Below are 12,211 nucleotides of genomic sequence, written 5' to 3'. Positions count from 1 at the left end.
GTGTTGAACGACAGGCAGATTGCCGACGTGCTGACGTTCATTCGCGGCGCCTGGAACAACAACACGCCGGCTGTGCAGCCCGACGATGTGACCAGGATACGAAAGGCGACGCAGGCGTCGCGCTGACACGCGCCGTTGTTTGCGCTGCTGCGGAATCAGGACGCAAAATCGACGACGTCCAGATGAACGGAACTGGAAGGATGCGCGAGAAACTTTCGATGCACGCGTGCGCTGATACGCTCATAGCCGTCGCTCAAGGCTTTCAGCAAACGCTCGTCGCTCGCGCCTGTCGGCGCCCAGAAGCACTGTTCCAATGCCTTGCGCGTGATGTTGCATTGGATCGCCTGCTCGCGAGAGAACGCAACGAAGCTGACGGAAGCGCGGTCCGCCGCAATGGTGGCATGGATCGAGATCTTGCTTGTCATGATTCGACAGGAGAGTACGTTCACTGGTTTTTATTGTGTCAGAAATCGGCGAGTTCGCGCATCTTCGAATAGGGCTGAAACGTGCGCAAACGGCCACATGACCAAGTGAACACGTTCTTCGCCATTTCGCCGCGGCAGCGAGCGCGGCCACCGTGACAGCAAGTTTTCACGAATCGAACGTTCGTTCTTGCAAGCGAACTTTAATTGCCTGCTGATTACTTCGATTGTCCACTACGCTGCTTGCAACCGGCCGCCGCCTAGGCGCGACGGTGCGCTGGCGCGATGTTCTAGCTTGTCCACGAAAAAATGAAAACAAAATCATGCTCACGTGTACTACTCTAGGAACGATCATCCGAAGCGGCGCGGCGTACCGGCTCAGGAAGCGGGTCGTGCGGCGCATTTCCCGGAACTCCACCGGCAACGTCCACTCCGGCTTCTTCTGTTGCGGCGTGCGTTGTCGCCACCAGGAGCGGAACATGAAGCATCCATCGTTGATGGATCCCTGGAGCCGTACCCTGACATTGCTCGACAGCCGTTCGAGCCGCCCGTTGGAAATGAATGACAAGTTTGCTTTGATGACGCGATCGCTCGTACGCAATGTGCCCGGCAAGAGCGCATGCACAGGACCGTCTGAGGGACATTGCGTCAATATTCGCGTGCTGGAGCGCCTGAGCGATTCGACGCTCGCGCTGTCCTGGCACGATCCCACTTCGTTCAACTATTCGGAGCAGGTCTGGGCGCTTTGCACGGCCCGCAAGCGCGGAACCTGCGCGCTGAGCGGACAGGCGATTCGACGTGGACAGCCGGTTTATCGGCCAAGGCGAGTCGGCAGCTCGGTACCTTTGAATAGCGGCGCGATGATTCTGGCGCTTGCGCTGACGCCCGCGGAAGAGGAATCGAGCCTCGTTTCCGATTGATAGGCTTCGAACTATCGTGACGCGTGTGCAACGCACGCGTCTGTCATTCAATCGCGCCGGCGCGAGGACGGAGCATGCACGATGTTTGCGTGACGTCGCGATGACATTATCAGGCCCGGGCGTACATCCGATACGTGCATCAAAGACGCTGATGATATGCACTTTAAAAAACCGAATGTCGGCAAACAATAAATAATCTTGCACAAGAGTGCTTATCATCGCATTGCCCGATTAAGATTCGCTTGTGGCGGAAATAAAGCATCGAATAGATTCATTAGATGAACGGCAATGCACGTCGCCGCGCTGCCTGGCAGGGTTATGCATGACGATAAAGGAGGGAAAATGGCTACGTTGGCACAACTGGAAGGCCAGATTCAGAAACTGCAGCGCCGCGCGGATGCATTGCGCGAGAAAAAATCGGTGGAAGTCATCGCCCAGATTCGGGCAATGATGGACGAGTATGGCCTGACTGCAGCCGATCTCGTGAATGCCGGCTCAGGGACCGGCAAGAAGCGCGGCCGTCCGCCCGGCGCGAGGAATTCGTCCGGCGCCGCGAAAAAAACTACGTCCAAGCTTCCGCCCAAGTATCGCGACCCGGAAACGGGCGCCACGTGGAGCGGTCATGCGCGGCCGCCCGGATGGATCAAGGACGCGCCGGACCGCAGCGTGTATTTGATCAATGGCGCCGCCGGTTCCGCATCACGCACGAGCGCGCCGAAGAAAAGCGCTCGACGGGGACACGCGGTATCGGGGTCGCGTGCTTCGCGCGCGGCGTCCAAGAAACCAGCGAAACGCGTCGGCCGAACAGCGGCAAAGAAAGCCACGCGCAAGAACGTCCAAAGCGCTGCTGGCTGATACCCGCGATCCGTCAGCCGAGCAAGGGACTGCGGGCGTTCGAATAGCCACTTGCGCGGTCGTAGGCGAGCCCGATCTGCAATACGCCCAGATCTCCTTGTGTCGGACCGATGATCTGCAATCCGGCCGGCAGACCGTTCGAGCCGAAGCCGGCCGGCGCGCTCAGTGCGGGCAACGAAGCCATCGTCGCCGGAACGACGGTTTCCATCCAGCGGTGATAGGTATCCATCTCCCGACCCGCGATGACGCGGGGCCAGTCCAGTTCGGCGTCGAAGGGAAATACCTGAGCCGAGGGCATCACGAGAAAATCGAAGCGATCGAACAGCGCGTTGATTGCCTGATACCAGGCTGCGCGGACGCGAACGGCCCGCGATACATCTTCTCCCGATAACTTCAGCCCTCGTTCAATTTCCCATATTGCTTCGGGTTTGAGCAGCTTGCGCTTCTCGGCATCGCGATAGAGAGGCGCATTCGTGCCGGAGAACGTGAGGCTACGCAAATCCATCCACGCGTTCCAGAGATGATCGAAATCGAAGTCGAGAATTGCGGGCTCGACGATGCAACCCGCAGTCTCGAAGTGCCGAAGCGCCGATGCATACGTGTCCATCAAACCTGCTTCGATCGGCAAACGTCCATTCAAATCGCCCAGCCAGCCAATGCGTGCGCCGCGTCTGTCGCGCTCCAGCGCGTTGGCGAAATCGGCAGGGTTATCGCTTCTGCGCGATAGCGGCGCACGCGCATCGAAGCCCGCCTGCACGGATAGCAATAAGCCGAGATCGGGAATGTTTCGCGCAATCGGGCCGGCTACGCTGAATTGCTGGAAGAACACATCGTCGCTGGGTGCATAAGGTACGCATCCCGGCGTCGTGCGAAAACCAAAGACATTGTTGAATGCGGCAGGCGTGCGCAGTGAACCCATCATGTCCGAGCCGTCCGCGCACGGCAGCATGCGCAGCGCAACGGACACGGCTGCGCCGCCACTGCTGCCGCCTGCCGAGCGCGATGGATCGAATGCGTTGCGCGTGGTCCCGTACACCGGGTTATAGGTGTGACCGCCCAGGCCGAATTCTGGTGAATTGGTGCGGCCGATAAAGAGTGCGCCTGCTTTGCGCGCGCGTTCGAATACCACCGCATCGACCTGACTCACAACGTCTGCGTAAATGGGCGAGCCTTTCGTCGTGACCATGCCAGCGACTGGCAATATGTCTTTGGGCGCTTGCGGAAAGCCATGCAGCGGGCCGAGGCTTACGCCTTTGGCTAACTGTGCGTCGCGTTCGGTGGCGAGCGCGAGCACGGCATCGCGATTCTGCATCGCGACGATCGCATTGACCATCGGGTTGAGGCGATCGATCTGCGCGAGGTAGGCGTTCATCACTTCGACGCAGGAAATGTCGCGCGCGTGAATCGCTCGCGAAAGCGCGACGGCATCGAGTGAAACGATATCGTCGATGGGCGGGCGGGCGGAGTTTGCGTCGGGTGCGGTCATGGTCTTGTCGTGAACGAGCTTATTCAGCGATGAAACTCGGGAAGCACATGTGCGGCGATTTCTTCGATGATATCGCGCGCGGGCCGTCGCTCCGATGCGATGTTGAGCGTGACATGATGCGTGCCGCTCTCGCGCATATCGCGCAATACGGTTGCGAGCCCGCGACGCCCCGTGCGATAACCGAGCGAAATATCGGTCGCGGGCGCGTCGGCATCTTCGACGAGATCGAGTCGCATGGCGACGCCGAACGCGCGAAAGGCGCCGAAAGCCGCGCGATCGACGGCGGCGCGCCACATGCTATAGCGCCCGCGCTGCGCTTGCGGCTCGCGATGATAGGTCATCCAGCCGAGCGAATGACGCGCAATCCAGTCGACACTCTGACCGCCCGAACCCACGGCAAGCATTGGAATCGATGCATGCGGGCGAGGCAACAGATAGAACTCGGGCGCGCCTTCGGGTAACGCGTCCGGAATCACGCGTGAAGGCAAGCTAACGGCTGCCGCGAGCGTTTGCCAATGTCTTTTATATAGATCGCGGCGCTCTTCGGCATCGCGGCCGAATGCGGCATATTCTTGTGGCCGATCGCCCGAACCGACGCCGAGAATGAAGCGTCCCCGAGAGAGCGCGTCAACCGAAATCGCGCCCTTCGCGACATGAAGCGGATGCCTGAGCGTCAATACGATCGCGCCGCTGATGAGCGCGATGCGTTCCGTATTCGATGCAAGCGCGCCGAGCAGCACCCACGGATCGAGATGTCCGACCGGATCGGGATAGTCGATGCTATTGAGCGGCACGTCGCGCACCCAAAGGGCACGAAAGCCGAGTCGGTCGGCGAGTTGCGCGAGTGCTATTTGCTCGCCGAAGTCGACGACGCCTTGATCCTCACCGGTTATTGGCAACGTAATGCCGATGGATAGCTTGCCTTGAGCGAACACGGCGTCAGCGATCGAAGAGGAAGCCGGAATGTTATCGCTTGCGGTCATGACACGCAGTGCGTCAGGAGTGGGCTCGACGCCGATGGTATCACTGCCTTCGACAAACATGCCCGGCGCGACGGACGCGCCGGGCATGTCGAATCATCGAGCCTTCAAACCGCAGGCACGACACTGCGCCGCGTGACGAGCGAAACGGCAAAGGTCACCACGATATTCAAGACGAGCGCAATCAAGCCGATATAAATCGGCCAGGCCGCGTCACCGAGATGCACAACATAGACCGGCTTGAGCCCTTGCGAAATCGCGAGACCCGTGCCCAGCACGATGCCGAATAACCAGCCGAGAAAGAGGCCCGGCGTAGTCAATCGACGAGTGAAGAGCGTGAATACGATAGCCGGGAAGATCTGCAGGATCCAAACGCCGCCGAGCAGTTGCAGATCGATCGCATACTGCGTGGGGAGGAACACGATGAAGAGCAGCGCGCCGAACTTCACGACGAGCGACGCGACCTTCGCGGTCGATGCTTCGGCAGCGGGCGACATGTCCGGTGATATCAACGGACGCCACAAGTTGCGCGTGAAGAGATTCGCCGCACCGATCGACATGATCGCGGCCGGCACGAGCGCGCTGATCGCGATCGCCGCCGCTGCAAAGCCGACGAACCACGAAGGGAACAGTGTGCCAAACAACGCCGGCACGACATCGGACGCAGATTTCACATGCACGCCCGCCGCGATCGCCATATAACCCAATAGCGCAATCAGGCCGAGCAACAACGTATAGGCGGGCAGAAAGATCGCGTTCTTGCGCACTGTCGTCGCCGACGACGAAGACAGCACCGCGGTCATCGTATGCGGATACATGAAGGCGGCAAGCGCGGAGCCGAGCGCGAGCGATGCGTACGCCGTGAATTGACCTGGCTTGAGAATGATGCCTGTTGAACCGCCTTTTGCCTTGAAGTATTGATCGGCGGAATCGAACACATGAGCATAACCGCCGAGCTTCAGTGGAATCAGCCACACTGCCGCTATCACGACGATATAGATCATGATGTCCTTGACGAACGCGATCATGGCGGGCGCGCGCAAGCCGCTCGTGTAGGTGTAGAGCGCGAGGATCACGAACGCGACGATGAGCGGCAACTCGCCCGTCACGCCGAGGCCTTTGATGACCACCTGCATGCCGACGAGTTGCAGCGCGATATACGGCATCGTCGCGACGATGCCCGTCAGCGCGACCGCGGCCGGAAACCACTTGCCGCCGTATTCGCCGTGCACGTAGTCGGCGCCGGTGATGTGATTCTTCGCGTGTGCGATCTTCCATAGCTTGGGCATTACCGCGAACACGAACGGATAGACAATGATCGTATAGGGCAACGCAAAGAAGCCGTAAGCCCCGACGGAATAAACCAGCGCGGGCACGGCGATCACGGTATAAGCCGTATAGAAATCTCCGCCGACGAGAAACCATGAGATCAAGACGCCGAACTGGCGGCCGCCCAGGCCCCATTCGTGAAGCTGCGTAAGGTCGCCGCGTTTCCAGCGCGCGGCAAAGAAGCCGACGACGGTCACGAGCACGAAGAACGCGATGAAAATGGTCATCGCCACCGGATCGACTGGCGTGAGTTCGTTCATTTCAGGCCCCTGTACACGACATAAAGCAGGACCGACGTGAGCGGCACCCACAGAAACTGATACCAGTAGAAGAACGGGATTCCCGCAAATGAAGGGCGCGTGTCGTTATAGAACGGCAGCCATAACAGGGCGACGTAGGGTATGAGAAGCGCGACCCAGAGCCAGGGGCTGCGAGGTGCATCATTGTCAGGTTGCAAAGCTTCTTCTCCTCGTGAATCAGCGCTGATAAGAACGTGCCGGCGCACGGCCTCCACCTTCATTTCGCTGATACGAGCAAGCGCCGCGCCGCCAACGGGAGCGCATTATCCAGCTTATTTTGTTTTAGTGCCCAACGCACAGAGCCGATGGAATGCGCTTGAATCAGCACGCTTACGCAGTGCTTTCCTTGCAATGGCGCGTTAGCGAACTGAAGCGCGGTCTGCCAGGAAGATGCCTTCATTCAGGCGCATCAACGATTACGAATCAATGACGGCGTGACCGGAAAAAGATCGCCTGCCGACGAGCATCGCGCGCTTGCCGCCGAAGCCCGCGACCTTGCGATATTCGAATCCGCTTTGCACGAGTGCGCGTTTGACAGCGCCGGCGCTGGTATAAGTGGCGAACGTCGCATTGTCGTTGGCGATGCGAGCGAGCGACGTGAAGATCGCGGGCGTCCACATATCCGGATTCTTCGCGGGCGCGAAGCCGTCGAGATAAATGGCGTCCGCTGCGGCGCCATGATCGGCTAAACATGGCAAGAGCCGGGCAGCATCGCCCAGCGCGAGCGTCAACGTGACGGCGCCAGCGTCGAATTCGAGCCGATGCATGCCGGCCTCGAGCGGTGGCCATGCCGAAGCGAGCAAACCGGCGAGCGGAGCGACAGCGTCGTCGTCAATGATCGCGGCATGCGCCGTGCGCAGATCGTTTGCGCTGAACGGATATTTTTCTATCGAAACGAAGTTAAGTGTCGTCGTGCGATAAGCGTCGTTGCGCCAGGCCGCCCAGGTCGCCAGGAAATTGATGCCCATGCCGAAGCCGGTCTCGATCACGGTGAAGCATGACTTGCCGCGCCAGCGATCGGGCAAGCCATTGCCCTCGATAAAGACGTGGCGCGCCTGAGCCAGCGCGCCCGCCGCACTGTGATAGATATCGTCGTGACGCGGCGAGTACGGCGTTCCATCGTCGCGAAAGACGAGCGGTGCCGAAATCAGCGCGTCGTTCATTACTCAGGCATCGGGCGACGATTGATCGAGCGTGATGCCGAGTTCGCTTGCCATGCGCTGAACCATCGCGCGCAACTGCGCGACTTCGTGAGCAAGGCGCTTCTGCTCCGACTTCAGGGATTCGAACTCGGAAAGCGAAAAGGATTCGCCGCCTTGCATGTCACGCGCGGGAAAATCGCTGATGCTGACTTCGCCGCACAGCAGATGCGTCCATCGGCTTTCACGCTCGCCGGGCGTGCGCGGCAGCTTCACGACGCGCGGCGGATCGTTTTCTGCGAGTTCATCGAGAAAACTTTCCACCGACGATATATCCGCAAACGAATGCAGCCTCGCGCTGTTCGCGCGCAATTCCGCCGCCGTTTGCGGACCGCGCAGAAAAAGCGTCGCGAGCAGCGCAACCGACTGGCTCGGCACGCCGAGCACGCGGTTCACGTTATGTTCGAAGCGCGGCACGCGGCTGCTGCTTCCTTCGATGACGAGGCTCAGGCGCTTCAGGCCATCGATGGTCGTCAGCACTTCGTCCTCGCTGACGTTCATCACCGGCGCGCGCGCGGTCTTCTGATTACAGCCGGAGGTTAGGGAATTCAACGAAAGAGGATAAGTGTCCGGCACGGTATGCTGTTTTTCGACGAGCACGCCGAGCACGCGCGCTTCGAGAGGCGTGAGTTCGCGCAGGGCGGGACGGGGTGCGGCTTCGGAAGGCGTGTTCATGGGCGTGTGTGACGTGCGGGAAGACGCCTATGATACCGGCGTGGCCACGCGGATCTGAAACTCGCGCACCGTCGTGCAGCATCGAGCCTATACACCGAATGTGCAGATCGCTCCAGGCATGCGCGGTTTTGGTGCAGGCACTGAGGATCACGCCGCCTCGAACGCTGGTTTTACAAGGAGACGAATCGCTCATAACATTGGCATTGAAGTTGCTTTTTCATTCGATACTGGGCTGCCCGCGCAATGCTTCGAGGTTGCCTGTCGACGTATCCGGATCGGGGATACGCCGGGTGGTTCGGGCTATTGAAGCGTCTTGCGAGTGCGGCCAGAAATACGAGCGACGGGAATCGCCACCACATGCACTTCATTTGGAAGACCGGCTATGACGCAAGCATTCTTCAACGAGATGTTCGAGCGCAGCGATCTGGAGGCGCATGGCTTGCCGGCGGCGGCGTTTCGCGGCGTGGGCGATCCGCGCACGCATTACCGCGACTTCATGACCTGGCTTTCCGTGCAGAACGATCAACAGATCGATATCAAGCGCGCTGAAGCAGATCTCAACTTCCGGCGCGTCGGCATCACATTCGCGGTGTATGGAACGAGCGACCTGCCCGGCATCATTCCCGAGCGCACGATTCCCTTCGATGTCATTCCGCGCATCTTTCCCGCCGACGAATGGCGCGCACTCGAGCGCGGACTGCGGCAGCGCGTGAATGCGCTGAACCGGTTCATTCACGACATCTATCACGAGCAGGACATCATTCGCGCGAGCATCATTCCCGAGGCGCAGATTCTCGGCAACGCGCAGTATCGTCCGGAGATGCGCGGCGTCGATGTCGTCCGCGATATCTATGCGCATATCGCCGGCATCGATATCGTGCGTGCGGGACAGGGCGAGTTCTATGTGCTCGAAGACAACCTGCGCGTACCGTCGGGCGTCTCGTACATGCTCGAAAATCGCAAGATGATGATGCGGCTTTTTCCCGATCTATTCGCACGCAATCGCGTCGCGCCGGTCGCGCATTATCCGGACTTGCTGCTCGACACGTTGCGCGCGGCCGCGCCTGCCGCCGCCGAAAATCCGACCATCGTCGTGATGACGCCGGGCATGTATAACTCGGCGTATTTCGAGCACGCTTTTCTTGCGCAGCAGATGGGCGTCGAGCTCGTCGAAGGGCAGGATCTCTTCGTCGAAAACGAATACCTGTATATGCGAACGACACAGGGGCCGCAGCGCGTCGACGTGATCTATCGCCGAATCGACGACGACTTTCTCGATCCGCACGTGTTCCGCCCCGATTCGGCGCTCGGTGTGCCCGGATTGATCGGCGCGTATCGGGCAGGCAATGTCGCGTTGTGCAATGCAGTGGGCACCGGCATCGCCGATGATAAGTCGATTTATCCCTACGTACCGGACATGGTGCGTTTCTATCTCGGCGAAGAGCCGATTCTGAACAACGTGCCCACATGGATGTGCCGCAAGCCCGATGATCTCGCATACGTGCTCGATCATTTGCCCGAGCTCGTCGTCAAGGAGACGCATGGCGCGGGCGGTTATGGCATGCTAGTCGGCCCAGCGTCGACGGCGGCGCAGATCGCCGGATTCCGCGCGGTGCTCGAAGCGCATCCGGAGAAATACATCGCGCAACCGACGCTCGCGCTTTCCACATGTCCCACTTATGTGGAGGCGGGCATTGCGCCGCGTCATATCGATCTGCGTCCCTTCGTGCTGTCGGGAACCGAAGTGCGAATGGTGCCGGGCGGCCTGACGCGCGTCGCGCTGCGGGAAGGGTCGCTCGTCGTGAATTCGTCGCAGGGCGGCGGCACGAAGGACACGTGGGTACTGGAGCGCTAGAAAACATTCATAGCCGCTCTGACGACAACGACAAACAAATCGGGAAGACCCATGCTGAGCCGTACCGCGGATCATCTTTTCTGGATGGCGCGCTATACCGAACGCGCTGAAAACACCGCCCGGATGCTCGATGCGACTTATCAGCTCTCGCTTTTACCGCAATCCGATGAATACGCGGAGCTGGGCTGGCGCGCGATGCTGTCGATATCGGAGTTGAGCGGCATCTATTCGGCCGCGCATCACGGCATGAAAAGCCGCGAGGTGATCGACTTCATGGCGCGCGATCTGACGAACCCGTCGTCGATCGTCAGTTGCCTGCGCGCCGCGCGCGAGAACGCGCGAGCCGTGCGCAGTTCCACTAATAGCGAGCTATGGGAATCGCTCAATACGACCTGGCTCGATTGTCAGCGCATGCTCGCCGACGGCATTCTCGAGCGCGAGCCTTATGCCTTCTTCGAATGGGTGAAGTTCCGCTCGCATCTGTCGCGTGGCGTGCAGCTAGGCACGCTCGTGAAAGACGATGCGTTCTATTTCATGCGCCTCGGGACCTTTATTGAACGCGCGGACAATACGGCCCGCATTCTCGACGTGAAATTCGAAATGATGGAGCAACGTGCCGATACTTCGGCACAACCGTTCGATTATCACCATTGGGTTGCGGTGCTGGGTTCAGTATCAGGTCTGGAGGTGTATCGGCGAGTCTATCGCGATGTCATCACACCGGAGCGTGTCGCGGGCCTGCTGATTCTTTATGGCGACTGGCCCCGTTCGCTGGCGGCCAGCATTGCGGAAGTGGAGCAGTTGATCGGCCACGTGACGAAAGGGCGCGATACGGACGCGGCGCGGCTCGCGGCGCATCTGAGCGCGGAATTGAAGAACGGGCACATCGTCGACATTCTGCGAGGCGGACTGCACGCTTATCTCGTGAATTTCCTGGCGCGCGTGAACGATCTCGCGAGCCGCGTGAGCCGCGAGTTTCTATTGCCGATTGCGCCGGAAGCGCCTGCCGCGCCGGAGCAAACGCAGACGCAGACGCAAACGCAGACGCAGACGCAAGGCAACGGTTGAGCGCGCGCTCAGCGTTTGGCCGCCGCCGTGACCACGCGATGAACGAAGCGCAGTTTGTCGATGACGGCAGGCGCCAGCGCGAACGGATAACCGTCCGGCATGCCGAGGCTGCGGTTCAGGCTGTTGAGCACATACGTGAGCGGAAACCAGCGGTTCATCAGGTTATCGAACGTGGTTTCCTCGATAGGTGTCTGGTCGGTGAGCGTGGGCTCGTGTGGGCTATCGGGCACGAGCACGAGGCCGCACGAAATCGCGGTGTCGAGCGTATCGACGATATGCAGGTAATGCGCCCACGTTTCCGCCCAGTCCTCCCACGGATGCATCGTGGCATAGGCGCTGATGAAGTTGTCTTCCCATCGGGCAGGCGGGCCTTCCTTGTAGTGACGATCGAGCGCGGCGGCATAGTCGGCTTGTTCGTCGCCGAATGCGGTGCGAAACGGCGCAATGCGCCCGGTGTCGGCGATCAGGCGGTCGAAAAAATAGTGCCCCGATTCATGGCGAAGATGGCCGAGCAGCGTGCGATACGGCTCGTGCAGCGCGGAACGTGTTTGCTCGCGATGCGCATCGTCGGCTTCGGCAATGTTGAGCGTGATGATGCCGTCGTTATGACCCGTCATCACGCCGTGGCCTTGCGCATCGCCTTCGAGAAACTGGAATTCGAGGCCGTGCTCGGGATCTTCCTGACGCGACGCCACGGGCAGGCCCAGTTCCGCGAACGTGTAGAGAAGGCGGCGCTTGGCGCTCTCTATGCGATACCAGTAGAGGCGGTTATCAGGATTCGAGAGGTTGGGAATGGTGCTCGTCAATTCACAGGAGCGGCAAAGCCTATCGGATGAATCGGCAGTATCGGACGTATCGTTGGGCGCGGGCACGACCCAGTTGCACACGTTTTCGACCGCGTAGTTGCGGCACGGCCGATACAACGAATCCTTGGCGAGCGGATGAAGGCTGCGCCAGCGGCCGTCGCCGGTTTCCTCGAACGCACTGATCTGATTGATTTCGGGCACGTAGCCAAGCTGCGCGCCGCACTTTTCGCAATGCGTGTTTTCGAAGAACACCAACTGATTGCAGCGGTTGCAGTGAAAGGTTTTCATCGTGTGGCCGGTAGAGGTGGGATCGCGGA

The 12,211-nt window shown here is 60.1% G+C and carries 11 protein-coding genes and 1 pseudogene; 4 read left to right on the top strand and 8 right to left on the bottom strand.

Features of this window, described 5'->3' with window-relative positions; translation table 11 throughout:
* Window positions 1–155 precede the first annotated feature (155 nt).
* Window positions 156–425 (bottom strand): DUF1488 family protein, encoded by a 270-nt coding sequence (locus tag AWB75_RS04795; protein WP_061122923.1) that lies wholly within the window; start codon window positions 423–425, stop codon window positions 156–158.
* Between the two features lie 224 nt (window positions 426–649).
* Here AWB75_RS04795 and AWB75_RS04790 point away from each other — a divergent pair, with 224 nt between their 5' ends.
* Together AWB75_RS04790 and AWB75_RS04785 are read left to right on the top strand one after the other, a co-directional pair.
* The gene (locus AWB75_RS04790) at window positions 650–1,342 is read left to right on the top strand and encodes a DUF3331 domain-containing protein (protein ID WP_235011967.1); all 693 of its coding nucleotides are present in this window, start codon (window positions 650–652) and stop codon (window positions 1,340–1,342) included.
* A 288-nt stretch (window positions 1,343–1,630) separates the two neighbouring features.
* A complete protein-coding gene (locus AWB75_RS04785) occupies window positions 1,631–2,197 on the top strand; it encodes an H-NS histone family protein (protein WP_235011965.1) in 567 nt (188 codons plus the stop codon).
* A 13-nt stretch (window positions 2,198–2,210) separates the two neighbouring features.
* Here the strand turns inward: AWB75_RS04785 and AWB75_RS04780 are convergent, their stop codons facing one another.
* The 6 genes and pseudogenes from AWB75_RS04780 to AWB75_RS04755 form a co-directional block, all read right to left on the bottom strand.
* On the bottom strand, window positions 2,211–3,683 hold the full coding sequence (locus tag AWB75_RS04780; protein WP_061122920.1) for an amidase: 1,473 nt from the start codon (window positions 3,681–3,683) through the stop codon (window positions 2,211–2,213).
* Between the two features lie 23 nt (window positions 3,684–3,706).
* Window positions 3,707–4,666, bottom strand: coding sequence for an LLM class oxidoreductase (locus AWB75_RS04775; protein ID WP_061123052.1), 960 nt, complete (start codon window positions 4,664–4,666; stop codon window positions 3,707–3,709).
* Window positions 4,667–4,770: 104 nt separating this feature from the next.
* A complete protein-coding gene (gene mctP, locus AWB75_RS04770) occupies window positions 4,771–6,252 on the bottom strand; it encodes a monocarboxylate uptake permease MctP (RefSeq protein ID WP_061122919.1) in 1,482 nt (493 codons plus the stop codon).
* The gene (locus tag AWB75_RS04765) at window positions 6,249–6,449 is read right to left on the bottom strand and encodes a DUF3311 domain-containing protein (protein WP_061123051.1); all 201 of its coding nucleotides are present in this window, start codon (window positions 6,447–6,449) and stop codon (window positions 6,249–6,251) included. Before AWB75_RS04765 ends, mctP begins: the two co-directional genes overlap by 4 nt.
* A 297-nt stretch (window positions 6,450–6,746) precedes the next feature.
* Window positions 6,747–7,454 (bottom strand): annotated as a pseudogene (mnmD, locus tag AWB75_RS04760) (tRNA (5-methylaminomethyl-2-thiouridine)(34)-methyltransferase MnmD); the annotation flags it as partial.
* A gap of 3 nt (window positions 7,455–7,457) precedes the next feature.
* Window positions 7,458–8,165, bottom strand: a complete 708-nt coding sequence (locus AWB75_RS04755; protein ID WP_061122917.1) for a YceH family protein — start codon at window positions 8,163–8,165, stop codon at window positions 7,458–7,460.
* 382 nt (window positions 8,166–8,547) lie between these two features.
* Here AWB75_RS04755 and AWB75_RS04750 point away from each other — a divergent pair, with 382 nt between their 5' ends.
* On the top strand, window positions 8,548–10,020 hold the full coding sequence (locus tag AWB75_RS04750) for a circularly permuted type 2 ATP-grasp protein (RefSeq protein WP_061122916.1): 1,473 nt from the start codon (window positions 8,548–8,550) through the stop codon (window positions 10,018–10,020).
* 51 nt (window positions 10,021–10,071) lie between these two features.
* Window positions 10,072–11,088, top strand: coding sequence for an alpha-E domain-containing protein (locus AWB75_RS04745; protein WP_061122915.1), 1,017 nt, complete (start codon window positions 10,072–10,074; stop codon window positions 11,086–11,088).
* 8 nt (window positions 11,089–11,096) lie between these two features.
* On the opposite strand, the gene AWB75_RS04740 is transcribed toward AWB75_RS04745, so the two are convergent.
* On the bottom strand, window positions 11,097–12,182 hold the full coding sequence (locus tag AWB75_RS04740; protein ID WP_061122914.1) for a zinc-binding metallopeptidase family protein: 1,086 nt from the start codon (window positions 12,180–12,182) through the stop codon (window positions 11,097–11,099).
* Between the last annotated feature and the right edge of the window lie 29 nt (window positions 12,183–12,211).

It is taken from the genome of Caballeronia catudaia, from assembly GCF_001544755.2.
In the GTDB taxonomy this organism is placed as follows: Bacteria; Pseudomonadota; Gammaproteobacteria; order Burkholderiales; family Burkholderiaceae; genus Caballeronia; species Caballeronia catudaia.
This window is presented reverse-complemented; position numbering and strand designations above follow the sequence as displayed.

What these genes read in the sequence shown, in the direction of transcription:
- AWB75_RS04795 (WP_061122923.1), bottom strand. Translation starts at nt 425, where the DNA reads ATGACAAGCAAGATCTCGATCCATGCCACCATTGCGGCGGACCGCGCT.
- AWB75_RS04785 (WP_235011965.1), top strand. Translation starts at nt 1,631, where the DNA reads ATGCACGTCGCCGCGCTGCCTGGCAGGGTTATGCATGACGATAAAGGA.
- AWB75_RS04780 (WP_061122920.1), bottom strand. Translation starts at nt 3,683, where the DNA reads ATGACCGCACCCGACGCAAACTCCGCCCGCCCGCCCATCGACGATATC.
- AWB75_RS04775 (WP_061123052.1), bottom strand. Translation starts at nt 4,666, where the DNA reads ATGACCGCAAGCGATAACATTCCGGCTTCCTCTTCGATCGCTGACGCC.
- mctP (WP_061122919.1), bottom strand. Translation starts at nt 6,252, where the DNA reads ATGAACGAACTCACGCCAGTCGATCCGGTGGCGATGACCATTTTCATC.
- AWB75_RS04755 (WP_061122917.1), bottom strand. Translation starts at nt 8,165, where the DNA reads ATGAACACGCCTTCCGAAGCCGCACCCCGTCCCGCCCTGCGCGAACTC.
- AWB75_RS04750 (WP_061122916.1), top strand. Translation starts at nt 8,548, where the DNA reads ATGACGCAAGCATTCTTCAACGAGATGTTCGAGCGCAGCGATCTGGAG.
- AWB75_RS04745 (WP_061122915.1), top strand. Translation starts at nt 10,072, where the DNA reads ATGCTGAGCCGTACCGCGGATCATCTTTTCTGGATGGCGCGCTATACC.
- AWB75_RS04740 (WP_061122914.1), bottom strand. Translation starts at nt 12,182, where the DNA reads ATGAAAACCTTTCACTGCAACCGCTGCAATCAGTTGGTGTTCTTCGAA.